The organism is Streptomyces sp. NPDC059900 (genome assembly GCF_050270335.1).
Lineage (GTDB): Bacteria > Actinomycetota > Actinomycetes > Streptomycetales > Streptomycetaceae > Streptomyces.
This window is the reverse complement of sequence record NZ_JBNNJZ010000191.1, coordinates 1-13,947: the sequence shown is the minus strand read 5'-3', so window position 1 is coordinate 13,947 and position 13,947 is coordinate 1. Positions and strand designations below refer to the sequence as shown.

The window sequence follows — 13,947 nt, the reverse complement described above, 5'->3', positions numbered from 1 at the left end:
CAGGGGTAGACATGGTCTGCTCCGGGAGGTGGGAGAGGCTGGCCGTCGCAGAACGCGAACGGGCTGTGAACGTAAGCCCGCACCGAGCCCCCTCTCCTTGTCCGTCCGGACAGCGTTCGACCCCGGCTCCCTGTCCGCACGGACAACGCCCGGACATCTCCAGCACCGCGGCCCGTTCAGGCGGCGGGGAAAGGGCTCCCGCCGACGCTTGTGCAGGTCAGGCGCAGTTGGAGCATGGCGGCCAGCCGGTGCTCCGGGTCGTCGAGGTCCAGGCCGGTCAGGGCGGCGGCCCTGCGGACCCGGTAGCGCAGGGTGTTGGGGTGCACGTTCAGTTGCCGGGCCACCCGGGCGACATCGCCGAAGGCGTCCAGGTACAGCAGCAGGGAGCGGGCCAGATCGGTGCCGTGCTCGGCGTCCCTGGCGGCCAGGGCCGCTACCGCCGGGTGGCGTATCTCCTGGTGTTTGTCGAGGAGTTCGAGCAGGTCTCGCACCATGAGCGGGGCGGTGAGGCGGCTGTGCGTGTCCACGGCACGGTCGGGTGTGCGGGCCAGGAGGCGCAGGGCGTGGTGGCCGCGCAGTTTGACCGCCGGGATGTCGTCGAGCCGGGCCGCGGTGCCCGCGAGGACGGCCTGGGCGGGGGTTCTCGTGTGGCGGCGCAGTGCGGCCACGAGGTCGCCGGCCCAGCGCAGCACCGGTTCGTCGTCGGGCTCGCCGCCCTCGGGGCGGGCAGAGTCCGGGCGTGCGGAATCGGTGCGGCCGGAATCGGGGCGCGGTGATTCGGGCAGCATCGCGTAGATCTGCCCGCACGCCTGGGCGACCAGGGCGTTGGTGCGGTACGCGGCGGCGTGCACGGAGACGATCTCGGCCGCCTCGGCGCGGCGCACGTCCGCGCCGCTGGTGTCGCCGTCGTCGGCGTGGGGTTCGCGGAGGTCGACCGCGACGACGCGGGCCGCGGCGGACGGTGCGATCCCCAGGTGGACGGCGACCGCCCCGGAGTTGAAGCGGCCGGTCAGCAGACCGTGGGCGAGGTCGGCCCTTGAGGGCAGCCGGGCGGCCGAGTCGCCCTGGTAGTAGTGGTCGACCAGTTGGGAGGCGGCGAGCCGGGCGGCGCCGCGCATGGCCTCGGCGGAGCGCTCGGCGAGCGGGCGCCCGCCCTCCTGTACCCAGATGGTGCCGAGCGGGCGGGGGCCCGCGTTGATGCCGATGACGAGCCGCCGCCGGATGCCCATCTCCGGCCGCTCCTCGACCTCGACCAGTTCGTCGGTGCGCACCCGCCGGTAGACATAGACGCCCCACTGCCGGAGCAGGGCGAGGTAGGGCTCGGGGCAGTTGCGGCCGAGGATGGACCGGCGGCGCAGCTCGTCGGCCTCGTCGCCCGAGTCCGAGTAGGCCATGACGCGGTGTGCGCTGTCCTCGATGCTGACCACGCCGTGGGTGAGGGTGGCGACGGTCTGGGCGAGGGAGTAAAGGTCCCCTCGGGTGTCGGGTCCCGCGGCGCCGCGCTCCCCCGCGCCGCGCACCGCGGCCTCGACCTCGTGCCAGCGGGTGGCGACGGGGACGGTGCAGACGGCGACCCCCGCCTTCTCGCCCGCCGCGCGCAGGAGTTCGGGCAGCCCTTCCTCGCTGTCCGCGCACTTCACGGCCACGGCGGCGGCGCCCGCCTTGCCCGCGGCGGCGACGACGGCGATCGCGTCGGCGCCGCGTGCCCCGATCGCCAGGACCAGCGCGCCCCTGGCGTCCGCGAGGGTGTCCCCCGGTTCCGCGATGATGGCGCCCCTGACCTCCGCCGCACGCGGGTCGGCGCGGACGACGGCACCGTCGAACGCCGCGACGATCCGGCCGAGCGCCGTCCGTGGACTGTCTGCTGCGCTGCTGTCGGCCGGATCCATCCCCGCAGGGTAAGGGGCTCCAGGTCAGCGGCGCACCCTGGGCATTCCCAGGCCGATCCAGGAGATGATCTCGCGCTGGATCTCGTTGTTGCCGCCGCCGAAGGTGAAGATGACGGCGCTGCGGTAGCCGCGTTCCAGTTCGCCGTGCAGGACGGCGCCCGCGGAGCCTTCCTTGAGGACGCCCGCCGAGCCGACCACTTCCATCAGCCAGGCGTACGCGTCCCTGCGCGCCTCGGAGCCGTAGACCTTCACGGCGGAGGCGTCCTGGGGGGTGAGGGTGCCCTCCTGGACGGCGTTGACCATCTGCCAGTTGAGGAGCTTCATCGCGTCCAGCTTGGTGTGTGTCTTGGCCAGGCGCTGGCGCACCCAGCCCAGGTCGATGACGCGGCGGCCGTCGGCGAGCTTGGTGTCGGCGGCCCAGCGCTGCACGTTGTGGAAGGCGCGGATGGCCATGGTGCCGTGCGCGGCGAGGGTGACGCGTTCGTGGTTGAGCTGGTTGGTGATGAGCCGCCAGCCCTTGTTCTCCTCGCCGACGCGGCGTGCGACCGGGACGCGGATGTTCTCGTAGTAGCTGGCGGTGGTGTCGTGCGAGGCGAGGGTGTTGATGATGGTGCAGGAGTAGCCGGGGTCGGACGTCGGCACCAGGAGCATGGTGATGCCCTTGTGGGCGGGGGCGTCCGGGTCGGTGCGGACGGCGAGCCAGACCCAGTCGGCGGTGTCGCCGTTGGTGGTCCAGATCTTCTGGCCGTTGACGACATACTCGTCGCCCTCCCTGACCGCCTTCGTCTTCAGCGCCGCGAGGTCGGTGCCCGCGTCCGGCTCGCTGTAGCCGATCGCGAAGTCGAGTTCACCGGAGAGGATCTTGGGCAGGAAGTACGCCTTCTGCTCGTCGGTGCCGAACTGCATGAGGGTCGGTCCGACGGTGTTCAGGGCCATCAGGGGCAGCGGGACGCCGGCCTGGGCGGCCTCGTCGAAGAAGATGAACTGCTCCATCGGCGAGAGTCCGCGTCCGCCGTACTCCTCGGGCCAGCCGACGCCGAGCCAGCCGTCGGCGCCGAGCCTGCGGATGGTCTCCCGGTAGAACCGCTTCTGCGCGGCCGGGTCGGCGTAGCGCGCGTAGGCGTTGTCGGGCACCAGCTCGGCGAAGTACGTGCGCAGCTCGGTGCGCAACTGCCGCTGCTCGGGCGTGTATTCGAGGTGCACGGCCCCTCCTGCTCTTGCTGGGCTCTCCCGGCTCGGGCTTGACGGCGCACACAGTAGAACGCGTTTCAGTAATTGGGAATGGCGGTGACACATGCGGTAGCGGCGACGTAGAGCACCTGAGCCGCTCCCCACTCGACGAAGGTCTCCGAATGATCCATCCCGATCGACTAGAGCAGCCGGCGCGAGGGCACATTGCTCTCCTGCGTGACCGCAACCACCTCCGCACCGCCGGGGGTGACCACCTCCCGCGCCCAGCGGACCGCGGCAGCCACCGCCTCCCGCCCGTACCCGGCCCCCCAGTGCTCGGGCAGCAGCTGGTACGACACCTCGACCCGCCCCGCACGACGCGGATCCGCTGCGACCTGCACGCCGCCGATCACCGTCCCGTCCGATCGCAGCACCACGCTGAAAGCACCGCGCGCACCGACGCAGTGCTGCTCGCGCAGGCGCAGTGTCGATTCATCGACCGGACCGCCCAGATGCCGGCGGACGTCCGGGTCCGTCCAGAGCCGCGCCATGGCGGGGACGTCACCGGCCTCGATCGGGCGCAGGACCAGGCGGTCCGTGGTCAGGGCGGTGGGCCAGGGGAGCGTGATCGGCGAGGGTGGCATGGGCTGATCCTGCCGGAGCTGTCTGCCGGGTCCGGACGCGGGTCCGCCCCGGCAGCCGGGGGCTGTCGGGGCGGGCCTGTGGTGACGGGGTGTTGCTCAGCCGAGGAGGCTCAGGGCCTTGTTCAGGGTGGCCGACGGGCGCATGACCGCCGCCGCCTTGGCCTCGTCGGGCTGGTAGTAGCCGCCGATGTCGGCGGGCGAGCCCTGGACCGCGTTCAGCTCGTCGACGATGGTCTGCTCCTGCTCGACCAGCGTCTTGGCCAGCGGGGCGAACTCCTTGGCGAGCTCGGCGTCCGCGGTCTGCTTGGCCAGCTCCTGGGCCCAGTACATGGCCAGGTAGAAGTGGCTGCCGCGGTTGTCGATGCCGCCGAGGCGACGCGTCGGCGACTTGTCGTTCTCCAGGAAGCTCGCCGTGGCGCGGTCGAGGGTGTCCGCCAGGACCTGGGCGCTCGCGTTGTCCGTGGTCTGCGCGAGGTGCTCGAAGCTGGAGGCCAGGGCCAGGAACTCGCCCAGGCTGTCCCAGCGCAGGTAGTCCTCGCGGACCAGCTGCTGGACGTGCTTGGGGGCGGAGCCGCCCGCGCCCGTCTCGAAGAGGCCGCCGCCGTTCATGAGCGGGACGATCGAGAGCATCTTGGCGCTGGTGCCCAGCTCCAGGATCGGGAAGAGGTCCGTGAGGTAGTCACGCAGCACGTTGCCGGTGACCGAGATGGTGTCCTCGCCGCGGCGGATGCGCTCCAGGGAGAACGCGGTCGCGTCCACCGGCGACATGATCTCGATCTGCAGCCCGTCGGTGTCGTGCTCGGGCAGGTACGCCTTGACCTTCGCGATGAGCTGCGCGTCGTGCGCGCGGGTCTCGTCGAGCCAGAAGACGGCCGGCGAGCCGGTGGCGCGGGCGCGGTTGACGGCCAGCTTGACCCAGTCGCGGATCGGCTCGTCCTTGGTCTGGCACATCCGGAAGATGTCACCGGCGGAGACGGCCTGCTCCAGGACGACGTTGCCCGCCGAGTCGAGCGCGCGCACCGTGCCGGGCGCGGCGATCTCGAAGGTCTTGTCGTGGCTGCCGTACTCCTCGGCCTTCTGCGCCATGAGGCCGACGTTGGGCACGGAGCCCATCGTCGAGGGGTCGAAGGCGCCGTTGGCGCGGCAGTCGTCGATGACGACCTGGTACACGCCGGAGTAGCTGGAGTCGGGAAGGACCGCGAGGGTGTCGTGCTCGCCGCCGTCCGGGCCCCACATGTGGCCGGAGGTGCGGATCATCGCGGGCATCGAGGCGTCGACGATGACGTCGGACGGCACGTGCAGGTTGGTGATGCCCTTGTCGGAGTCGACCATCGCGAGCTCCGGGCCCTCGGCGAGCTCGGCCTCGAAGGACGCCTTGATCTGCTCGCCCTCGGGCAGCGCGCCCAGGCCGTTGAGGATCCCGCCGAGGCCGTCGTTCGGGGTCAGGCCCGCACCGGCGAGCGCCTCGCCGTACGCGGCGAACGTCTTCGGGAAGAAGGCGCGCACGACGTGCCCGAAGATGATCGGGTCGGAGACCTTCATCATGGTGGCCTTGAGGTGCACGGAGAACAGCACGCCGTCGGCCTTGGCCTTGGCGATCTGCGCGGTGAGGAACTCGCGCAGCGGGCCGACGCGCAGCACGGAGGCGTCGACGACCTCGCCCGCCAGGACCGGTACGGACTCGCGCAGCACGGTGGTGCTGCCGTCCTCGCCGGTGAACTCGATGCGCAGCGTGTCTGCCTCGGCGACGACGGCGGACTTCTCCGTGGAGCGGAAGTCGTCGACGCCCATGGTGGCGACGTTCGTCTTCGAGTCGCCGGTCCAGGCGCCCATGCGGTGCGGGTGCGCCTTGGCGTAGTTCTTGACCGAGGCGGGGGCGCGGCGGTCGGAGTTGCCCTCGCGCAGGACCGGGTTGACGGCGCTGCCCTTGACCTTGTCGTAACGGGCGCGGATGTCCTTCTCCGCGTCGGTCTTCGGGTCGTCCGGGTAGTTCGGCAGCGCGTAGCCCTGCGACTGGAGCTCGGCGACGGCCGCCTTCAGCTGCGGGATCGAGGCCGAGATGTTCGGCAGCTTGATGATGTTGGCGCCGGGCGTCTTGGCCAGCTCGCCGAGCTCGGCGAGGGCGTCGTCGATGCGCTGGCTCTCCTCGAGGAACTCGGGGAAGAGCGCGATGATGCGCCCCGCCAGGGAGATGTCACGGCTCTCCACGCCGACCCCGGCCGTCGAGGCGTAGGCCCTGACCACCGGCAAGAACGAATACGTCGCGAGGGCCGGGGCCTCGTCGGTCTGGGTGTAGATGATGGTCGAGTCAGTCACCGGGTGCTCCGCTCCACGTCTGCAACATTGCTCGACATCAAGATATCTCGTGATCGCCCTGTGCCACGAAGCGGCCCCGATTCCGTACGTCACAGACCGTAGCGCCCGTGACGTTCCGTGGCGGACCGTGTGTATAGCGACGTCAGCGCGTCAGGAGCAGCGCGTCTCCCACCGCGCGCTCGGAACCGTCCGACGGGGAGTTGATCACCTTGCCGTGCACCGCCATCGTGACGGAGCCGCCCCCGTCCAGGGCCATGGCGCGCACCGCCCCGAGCGACTTCATCAGCTCCGCTCCTTCGTTGAGGCCGAAGCCGTCGCTGTGGCCGGGCTGCCGCCCGTCCGCGCCCACCAGGAGCATGCGGCCCTGCCGGTCGACCCCCAGGAGCATGCGCGGATTGCGCTTGATGCCCCAGATGTACGCGAAGGAACGGTCACCGGCGCGCTCGATGCCGTCGGCGGCGTAGTTCACCGCGATCTCGCCATCGCGCACCAGCTCGGGGCCGCCGTTGACGATGTCGTCCTGCGGGCCGAGCTCCAGCTCCCGGCCCCGCTCGTCCAGGATCCGCTCGCGCAGTTTCAGCGTGCCGCCCGGCTTCGCATGCGTACGCAGCCAGGTGGCACCGGTGCCGATGCCCGCCAGGACGCTGCCGCCGCCGGGCACGGCGCCGCCGCGCGGGCGCAGCTCCTGGACGCGTCCGCCCGCGTCGAGGACCGCCTCCACCCCGTCGCCCGCGGGAGTGTCCGCGCCGAGCTCGTCGGTGAACTTCACGATCTCGTCCGGGTCGGTGCAGGTCACGTCGTGCTGCGGGCGCTGGGTCGGGGCGTCGCCGCCGACACCGCCGCAGTTGCGCACCAGGCCGGGCACGCGGTTGATGCCGTCCACGACCGCCGACGCCCCGCCCGCGCCGACCCTCAGATCCGTGCCGAGCTTCCTGAACTCCGGGCGCAGGCCGTCGCCGCGCAGCACCGCCGCGATCCGGCCGCCGGTCGCCGCGCTCTGCAGCTCCCCGTCGTAGGCGGCGATGCCCGCCGCCGCACCCGGCACGCCGTCCTTGCCCTCCATGACGAAGAAGCCCGCGTTGACGGCGAGCAGCGCGTCGCCGCCCGCGGCCATGCCGCTCACCGTCTCGCGCCCCGCCACGCCCTTTCCGTACGTGCCCTTCAGTGCGCCGCGGTAGCGCTTCGGGTCGATGACGGCCACCTTGACCCGGGCCGTTCCGGTGCCGGGCACACCATCGGCGCCGGTCCACTCGCTCACCGCGTCGAACCCGGCCGCGGCGATGGCCTTCCGTGCGGCGTCGGCATCGGTCCGTGCGGCGTACTGCCCCACCCGGACCCGCACCCCGATCACCCCGGTCCTGTCGGACCCCCGCGGCCATGAGACCGGCTCGACGCGCGGGGCGAACCCGGCGCCGCGCACCCGCCCGGCCAGCGCCTCGCCGTCCTGCCGGGCGGCGAGCTGAGCACCGCCGGCGCGCACCGTGACCGTCCAGTGATCGGCACCGGGGCGCCCCGAGACGACCCCCTGGTACAGATCGACCCCGGAGGCGAGGCGGTCGTGCTGCCAGTCGGCGACCGGCTCCGGCGCGGCGGCCGTCACAGCGGCGGCGGTGTCCCCGTACCGGTCGACGACGACACCGGGGGCGAGCAGCCCCGTCGCGGCGGCGGCGACCACCGACACCCGCACGGCGGCTCTGAACGGACGGCGGGCAAGGGCCACGGGAACTCCTGGGGCGCGTAGGGACACCCGCAGCGAACGCGAGCGTGCGGACGGAGATCGATCCCAGGAGTGAATACCAGAAGTCGGGCCGGAAAACAGGGCCCTGACCCCGCATCAGCGAACGATTACGCCGGCCCTTGCGCGCACCGGGTTCAGTCCCCGCCGCCGGCGGAGCGCGCGCGGTGCCTGCGTACCGCGTCGCGATTCGCGCACCGCCCGGAGCAGTAGCGCTGCCGCCCGGTGCGGGAGGTGTCGGCGAAGATCGTGGCGCATCCGGTCACGGCGCACCGCCGGAGCCTGTGCATGCCCCGCCCCGACAGGTACAGCGCCGTCCCCACGGAGATCAGCTGGGCCAGCAGGGCGCCGAGCGGCAACCGGTCGTCGCGGTAGTGCAGGTGCCAGCCCGAGCCCGCGTGGTCGGTCAGCCGCGGATGGCCGGCCGATGCCGCGAGCATCCCGTTGAGCAGCCCGGCGCGCTCCTCCTCGCCGCCCGCGTCGACCACTTTCTCCCACGCGTCCAGTGCCTCCAGGGTGCGGCCGAGGTCCTCCGGCCCGACCGGATGATCGAGCACGAGCCCGGCGGCGCGGCAGCGGTCCGCGAGTTCCCCGGCGGTCTCCGGACGCCGGTTGGCGAGGTCGGCGGCCAGGTTCACGACTTCCTCGCCGTAAGGGTTGAGGTGCATAAGACCATTACATCAGGCTGTCCGTCATGACTCGACCCACCGCAGACCGCGGCATCCGCACAGAGCGGGACGACCACACCCGCGTACGGCAGGCGACGCAGGACGACGTCGCGGAGCTCGTACGCCTGCGGGCACTGCTGTTCGAGAACCTCGGCGGCGAGTACTTCGCCCCGGCATCGGGCGACACCGGCTGGCGGCATGCCCTGGCGGTGGTCCTGAAGGAGCAGTCGGCCGCAGAGGGCATGCGGATCCTCGTCGTGGACGACGGCGCACGGGGCCTTGCCGCCTGCGCCGTCGGCTCGGTCGAGCAGCGGCTGCCCGGCCCGCACCTGGGCAACGGCCGGGTCGGGCTCGTGATCGGCGTGGTCACCGACCCGGAGCACCGGCGGCGCGGCCACAGCCGCTCGCTCATGCGGGGCCTGCTCGACTGGTTCCGGGAGCGCGAGGTGGCCCGCGTGGACCTGTACGCCTCGCACGAGGGCGAACCCCTCTACCGCGACCTCGGCTTCGTCGACCACCCCGCCCCCGCCCTGTACTGGCGCCCGTGACGCCGCCGGTCCGCCGGGCATCCGGCCCCGCTCGTGTGGCCCGCACGGCGTGCGCGGTCCACCGTGAACCCGTACGAGGTGTTGCCGCGACGACGACGGGTAGCCGGGGCACCGCACCGGAAGCCGCCGTGGAACCGCGCGGAACGACGTGACGAAGCACTGGAGGAACACCGTGAGCGAGGAGCTGCCCGAAACGCGGGGCGAGGACGAGACGCCCGTACCGAGGGACCTGCCCGACCAGCAGGCGTCGGACGAAGAGGACCACTGGGAGCCGCACGACGAGTCGGCCACCACCGGCAACGCCCCGGACGCCGACGACGACGTGCCGGACACGGACGAGGCGGGCACCGGCCGGCGCGGCGCACCGCACACGGGCGGCGTGCGCCCGGACCAGCCGGTGCCGGACGAGCCCGCCGACTGAAGGCGCCCCCGGCCGGGCGGGGCCCCGGTCAGTCGGCGGCCACGGCCAGGGTGAACGAGTGCCCCGCCGGATCGCTGTAGGTGCGGGTGTCGTGGGGACCGGAGTTGTCCTTGGTGTCCACGGGCCGGGCGCCGAGGCCGACGGCCTCGCGCTCGGCCTCGTCCATGTCGCCGCGGGCCACCAGGATCCTCAGGTGCGCCTGCTGCGAATCCTCCGGCCGGGGCCAGCTCGGAGGCGCGTAACCGTAATCCCGGTGGACCGCCAGGCAGATGCCGTCCCCGTCGAAGACCTCGACATAGTCGGGGTCCTTGCTCAGGCGGGCGGTGCCCCCGAGCAGGCCCGCGTAGAACTCCGCGAGGTCTTCGGGCTGGGCACAGTCCAGGACGAGCACGGGGGTCTTCTGTATGGCCATGGGATCCTCTTCTGTCCGCTTCCGTCGATAAAGTCGCTGCACCTGATGCAGTCGATGAAAGGGGCGGCGGACATCTCGTCCGGCCGCCTCGCGGGTGTCCGAGTGCCCCGCCCTGCCCCGGGCATGCGCCTCGCCGGCCGGTGCCCTCCCCCGGCCCTGAACGGACGTCTCCACTCCGGGGAAATCCGCCGTATGATCACCCGCACAGAGTCGAACTTCACTACCACGCAGCCATGTTCGACGGGACGGGATCGCGACGAAGTCCTCTCCAAGGGGGACTGTTCTGCCTCTCCGTCCGCGGAGCCCCGCGGGGTGACTAGCATGGCGCGATGTGTGGCCCGGAAGATCGCCGTCCTCTTTGGTGTTCTCGCCGGACCCGCGGCCGATGCGTAGTCGGTCGGCTCGTTGCTCACCTGCACCCAAGGACCGAGGGACCGCTGAATGCCCGTGCCTGCTCCCCCCAGCCCGCACCGAATAGCGAAGGCGCGGCAGCGCGCGTCGGCCGTACCCCTGATCGTGCTCGTGGTGACCGCCGCGGCCGGCGCCGCCGCGTGCTTCGCGGCGCCCGGCAACGCCCGCGTCTGGACGGCGGGTTCCGTCGCGGCGGGCTGGCTCTGTCTGGCGATCGCCCTCGTGACCGGTGCGCAGGTCCTCAAGCGGGTCCGCGGGGCCGCCGCCGCGGACCATGCCGAGGCCGCCTCCCTCAAGGCGCAGCTGGCACGCCAGGGCGCCGAGTCCGCGCATCTGGTGACCGTGACGCTGCCGACGGTCGTGAAGCGGCTGCGCGACGGGGCGAGCGCGAACCAGACCCTGGCGCAGACGGCTCCGCCGTCCGATCCGCAACTGCGTCAGGTCGTGCAGGAGTTCGCGTCCGTGGTGGAGGAGACCGTGCGGCACGCCGCCGTCGTCGAGTCCCGGCGCGACCAGGCCCAGGGACAGATCGCGCAGGCCGCCGAGGAATTGGAGCAGCTGACGGCGGTCACGCTGCCCGCCGCGATCGAGCGGCTGCGCGACGGCGCGTCCGCGGACACGGTCCTTGCCGGACTCGACTGGCCGCTCAACCCCCTGCTGCGGGTGCCCGCAGAATCGTTCGTACGGGAGCTGGCCTACAGCGAGCGGCGCGCGGCCGCCGCGCAGGCGGCCTCCGCCAAGGCGCTGAGCCGGGTGCAGGCCAAGTCGGTGGGCATGCTCGCCGACCTGCGGGACATGCAGGAGCGGCACGGCGCCGAGGTCTTCGGTGACCTGCTCCGCCTGGACCACAGCACCTCCCAGCTGGGCCTGATGACGGACCGTCTGGCCCTGCTGATGGGCGGCCGCTCCAGCCGCGCGTGGAACAAGCCGATCGTCATGGAGAGCATCCTGCGCGGTGCGGTGGGCCGGATCTCCGCCTACCAGCGGGTGCGGCTGCACTGCTCGACGACCGTGGCGATCGCCGGGTTCGCCGCCGAGGGCGTCATGCACGTGCTCGCCGAGCTCATGGACAACGCGGCGAATTTCTCCCCGCCCATCGACGAGGTGCACGTCTATGTGGAGGAGCGCAGCGCCGGGATCGTCGTGACGATCGAGGACAGCGGCCTGAAGATGGCCGACGCGGCGATGCGCCGTGCGGAGGAGTCGGTCTCCGGGCACGTGAACGACCTGGCCTCGCTCCAGGGCACCCGCCTGGGCCTCGCCGTGGTCGGGCGGCTGGCCGCCAAGTACGGCATGAGCGTCAACTTCCGCCCCTCGTCGCGCGGCGGCACCGGCGTCGTGGTGCTCCTGCCCCCGCAGCTCCTGGCCCAGCAGCGCGACCCCGCCCCGCAGCACCCCGCCCCCCGGAGCGCCGAGCCCGCGCAGGCCCCGGCGGCGCAGACCCCGGCAGCCCCCGTAGCGGAGATCCCGCAGCCCGCGGCGGCGCCGGAACAGCCCGCCGCCAGGGAGCACCCCGCTGCCCCGGAGGAGCCCGCCGCACCGCAGACGCCCGCGGCCCCCGCGCTGCCGTCCCGGAACGCGGGCGCAGCTCCCCGGCAGCCGTCGCAGGACCGTCCCGCCGCCGCAACGACCAACGGCCTGCCCGTGCGCGCCCCCGGCCGCACCATGGCCGAGGCCGAGCGCGAGCGCCAGCAGCGCAGGGCGGCGTCCGACGCGGCGGCAGGGACCGCAGCGCTCTCCGGTGACGCGGGGCTGCCGCCCCGTGACGCCGGTTCCCGTTTCGGCGCCTTCCACCGCGGACGGCGGGCCGCGGGCGAGGTGCCCGGCTCCCCCGCCGCCCCCGATTTCCCCACCGACTCCGGGCCGCCGCCCGGCGAGTAGACCGCAGCCTCCCGCACGGCGCCCGGGCTCTGGCGCCCCCTTCCCCGCTCAAGATCGTGAGATTGGAGGGACGGGCAGGTGACCGGAGAACCGGCGCATCTCGCCCCGCCTACCATGCAGACCACTGACAACAGCCTGACCTGGCTCCTGCAGAGCCTCCTACAGCGCACCCCCGGTACGCGGCACGCCCTGGTCCTCTCGCGGGACGGCCTGAAGCTGTGCTGGAGCGAGCATCTGACGCTCGACCAGGCTGACCAGCTGGCCGCGATCTGCTCCGGCATCCAGGCACTGGCCCAGGGCGCGTCGGTGGAGTTCGGCGACGGCACCGGCGGCGTGCGGCACTCGATGACCGAATTCCACGGCGGGCTGCTCTTCATCGTGGAGGCGGGGCAGGGCGCGCATCTGGCGGTCGTGGCGGAGGAGAACGCCGATCCGGGTGTGGTGGGCCATCAGATGACCGAACTGGTCGAGCAGATCGGTGAGCACCTGCGCGCCGAACCGCGCGCTCACGGCGAGGGAAGCGGCTCCTCGTGACGCCGCGCAGGCCGGTGGACATCGGTGATCCGGACCGGCTCTACACGGTCACCGGTGGCCGCAGCCGGGCCGACGACGATGCTTTCGACCTGGTCACGCTGGTGGTGAGCGAGTGCGAGCCCACTGCCGGGATGCAGTCGGAGCACGTACGGATCCTCGAACTGTGCAAGCACCCGACGGCCGTGGTGGAGATCGCCGCGGAGATGAAGCTGCCGATCACGGTGGTGCGGATTCTGCTCGGTGACCTGCTCGCGATGGGCCGGATCACCGCCCGCCATCCCCGCGCGGCCGACTCGGCCGCCTCGATCCCTGATTCCGCCCTTCTCAAGGAGGTGCTCCATGGGCTCCGCAACATCTGAGCTGCCCTCCCGTACGCCCCTGTCCGACACGGCCGAGACCGGCCTGAAGATCGTCGTGGTCGGCGGCTTCGGGGTCGGCAAGACCACGCTGGTCCGGTCGGTCAGCGAGATCCGGCCGCTGAACACCGAAGAGGTGATGACGCAGGCCGGCATAGGCGTCGACGAGACGTCCGACGTGGCCGCCAAGACCACCACGACGGTGGCGTTCGACTTCGGCCGGATCAGCCTCAACGAGCGTGTGGTGCTCTATCTGTTCGGCGCGCCCGGCCAGGAGCGCTTCTGGTTCCTGTGGGACCGGCTCTTCTCCGGCACGCTCGGCGCGGTCGTCCTGGTCGACACGCGGCGGATGGACGACTCCTGGTACGCCATCGACCGTCTGGAACACCACGGGACGCCGTTCGTGGTGGCCGTCAACCGGTTCGACGACGACGGCTCGGCCCACTCCCTGGAGGAGATCCGCCAGGCGCTCGCGCTGCCAGAGCACGTGCCCCTGATCGACTGCGACGCACGGGTGAGGTCGTCGGGCAAGGACGTCCTGATCACCCTCGTGGACCACCTCTACACGCTGGCCATGGCCCAGGAGATGACACCGTGACCGAGCCGACCGGATTCCCTTCCGAGCAGAGCCCTCCGCCGGGATGCCCGGCCCACGCGGGCGGGGCTCCGGGCGCGGTGCGCCTGGGCGGTCTGGAGTACCAGCAGACGCCCTCGCAGCTCTATCGCAGCCTGCGCAGGGAGCACGGCGCGGTGGCGCCGGTCCTCCTGGACGGTGACGTGCCCGCATGGCTGGTGCTCGGCTACTCCGAGGTCAGCTACGTGACGGGACACGACGAGTTGTTCGCCCGTGACTCGCGCCGCTGGAACCAGTGGGAGCACATTCCCGCCGACTGGCCGCTGATGCCGTTCGTCGGCTACCAACCCTCGGTCCTGTTCACCGAGGGCGCGGAGCACCAGCGGCG

At 72.3% G+C, this 13,947-nt stretch carries 13 protein-coding genes and 1 pseudogene; 7 read left to right on the top strand and 7 right to left on the bottom strand.

What is annotated here, in order from left to right; genetic code table 11:
• Positions 1 to 176: 176 nt before the first annotated feature.
• The 6 genes from ACQKIP_RS23565 to ACQKIP_RS23540 form a co-directional block, all read right to left on the bottom strand.
• Positions 177 to 1,889: a PucR family transcriptional regulator gene (locus tag ACQKIP_RS23565; RefSeq protein WP_365859661.1), complete on the bottom strand. Its 1,713-nt coding sequence runs from the start codon at positions 1,887 to 1,889 to the stop codon at positions 177 to 179.
• A gap of 24 nt (positions 1,890 to 1,913) precedes the next feature.
• On the bottom strand, positions 1,914 to 3,092 hold the full coding sequence (locus ACQKIP_RS23560) for an acyl-CoA dehydrogenase family protein (protein WP_365859662.1): 1,179 nt from the start codon (positions 3,090 to 3,092) through the stop codon (positions 1,914 to 1,916).
• Between the two features lie 167 nt (positions 3,093 to 3,259).
• Positions 3,260 to 3,703 (bottom strand): GNAT family N-acetyltransferase, encoded by a 444-nt coding sequence (locus ACQKIP_RS23555; protein WP_427743994.1) that lies wholly within the window; start codon positions 3,701 to 3,703, stop codon positions 3,260 to 3,262.
• 96 nt (positions 3,704 to 3,799) lie between these two features.
• A complete protein-coding gene (locus tag ACQKIP_RS23550; protein ID WP_365859664.1) occupies positions 3,800 to 6,019 on the bottom strand; it encodes an NADP-dependent isocitrate dehydrogenase in 2,220 nt (739 codons plus the stop codon).
• Positions 6,020 to 6,161: 142 nt separating this feature from the next.
• A complete protein-coding gene (locus ACQKIP_RS23545) occupies positions 6,162 to 7,739 on the bottom strand; it encodes a phosphodiester glycosidase family protein (RefSeq protein ID WP_365859665.1) in 1,578 nt (525 codons plus the stop codon).
• A gap of 152 nt (positions 7,740 to 7,891) precedes the next feature.
• Positions 7,892 to 8,422: a CGNR zinc finger domain-containing protein gene (locus tag ACQKIP_RS23540; RefSeq protein ID WP_365859666.1), complete on the bottom strand. Its 531-nt coding sequence runs from the start codon at positions 8,420 to 8,422 to the stop codon at positions 7,892 to 7,894.
• A gap of 26 nt (positions 8,423 to 8,448) precedes the next feature.
• Here ACQKIP_RS23540 and ACQKIP_RS23535 point away from each other — a divergent pair, with 26 nt between their 5' ends.
• Both ACQKIP_RS23535 and ACQKIP_RS23530 read left to right on the top strand, forming a co-directional pair.
• On the top strand, positions 8,449 to 8,970 hold the full coding sequence (locus ACQKIP_RS23535; RefSeq protein WP_365859667.1) for a GNAT family N-acetyltransferase: 522 nt from the start codon (positions 8,449 to 8,451) through the stop codon (positions 8,968 to 8,970).
• Between the two features lie 172 nt (positions 8,971 to 9,142).
• The gene (locus ACQKIP_RS23530) at positions 9,143 to 9,391 is read left to right on the top strand and encodes a hypothetical protein (RefSeq protein WP_365859668.1); all 249 of its coding nucleotides are present in this window, start codon (positions 9,143 to 9,145) and stop codon (positions 9,389 to 9,391) included.
• Positions 9,392 to 9,419: 28 nt separating this feature from the next.
• Here ACQKIP_RS23530 and ACQKIP_RS23525 read toward each other — a convergent pair whose 3' ends face one another.
• Positions 9,420 to 9,803, bottom strand: a complete 384-nt coding sequence (locus tag ACQKIP_RS23525; RefSeq protein WP_365859669.1) for a VOC family protein — start codon at positions 9,801 to 9,803, stop codon at positions 9,420 to 9,422.
• A 441-nt stretch (positions 9,804 to 10,244) separates the two neighbouring features.
• Here ACQKIP_RS23525 and ACQKIP_RS23520 point away from each other — a divergent pair, with 441 nt between their 5' ends.
• The 5 genes and pseudogenes from ACQKIP_RS23520 to ACQKIP_RS23500 all read left to right on the top strand — a co-directional run.
• Complete coding sequence (locus tag ACQKIP_RS23520; protein WP_365859670.1) at positions 10,245 to 12,095, top strand: sensor histidine kinase; 1,851 nt, start codon at positions 10,245 to 10,247, stop codon at positions 12,093 to 12,095.
• Between the two features lie 114 nt (positions 12,096 to 12,209).
• The gene (locus tag ACQKIP_RS23515; RefSeq protein ID WP_365859671.1) at positions 12,210 to 12,629 is read left to right on the top strand and encodes a roadblock/LC7 domain-containing protein; all 420 of its coding nucleotides are present in this window, start codon (positions 12,210 to 12,212) and stop codon (positions 12,627 to 12,629) included.
• Complete coding sequence (locus ACQKIP_RS23510) at positions 12,626 to 12,988, top strand: DUF742 domain-containing protein (RefSeq protein WP_365859672.1); 363 nt, start codon at positions 12,626 to 12,628, stop codon at positions 12,986 to 12,988. The genes ACQKIP_RS23515 and ACQKIP_RS23510 overlap by 4 nt, the downstream gene beginning before the upstream one ends.
• Entirely contained in the window at positions 12,969 to 13,583 is a 615-nt protein-coding gene (locus ACQKIP_RS23505) for a GTP-binding protein (RefSeq protein WP_365859673.1), read from the top strand. The genes ACQKIP_RS23510 and ACQKIP_RS23505 overlap by 20 nt, the downstream gene beginning before the upstream one ends.
• Positions 13,580 to 13,947 (top strand): annotated as a pseudogene (locus ACQKIP_RS23500) (cytochrome P450); the annotation flags it as partial. The gene ACQKIP_RS23505 and the pseudogene ACQKIP_RS23500, both read left to right, overlap by 4 nt.

Bases quoted from the DNA above. Each gene is read 5' to 3' on its own strand.
- ACQKIP_RS23565 (WP_365859661.1), bottom strand. From the start codon at position 1,889: ATGGATCCGGCCGACAGCAGCGCAGCAGACAGTCCACGGACGGCGCTC.
- ACQKIP_RS23555 (WP_427743994.1), bottom strand. From the start codon at position 3,703: ATGCCACCCTCGCCGATCACGCTCCCCTGGCCCACCGCCCTGACCACG.
- ACQKIP_RS23540 (WP_365859666.1), bottom strand. From the start codon at position 8,422: ATGCACCTCAACCCTTACGGCGAGGAAGTCGTGAACCTGGCCGCCGAC.
- ACQKIP_RS23535 (WP_365859667.1), top strand. From the start codon at position 8,449: ATGACTCGACCCACCGCAGACCGCGGCATCCGCACAGAGCGGGACGAC.
- ACQKIP_RS23525 (WP_365859669.1), bottom strand. From the start codon at position 9,803: ATGGCCATACAGAAGACCCCCGTGCTCGTCCTGGACTGTGCCCAGCCC.
- ACQKIP_RS23520 (WP_365859670.1), top strand. From the start codon at position 10,245: ATGCCCGTGCCTGCTCCCCCCAGCCCGCACCGAATAGCGAAGGCGCGG.
- ACQKIP_RS23515 (WP_365859671.1), top strand. From the start codon at position 12,210: ATGCAGACCACTGACAACAGCCTGACCTGGCTCCTGCAGAGCCTCCTA.
- ACQKIP_RS23505 (WP_365859673.1), top strand. From the start codon at position 12,969: ATGGGCTCCGCAACATCTGAGCTGCCCTCCCGTACGCCCCTGTCCGAC.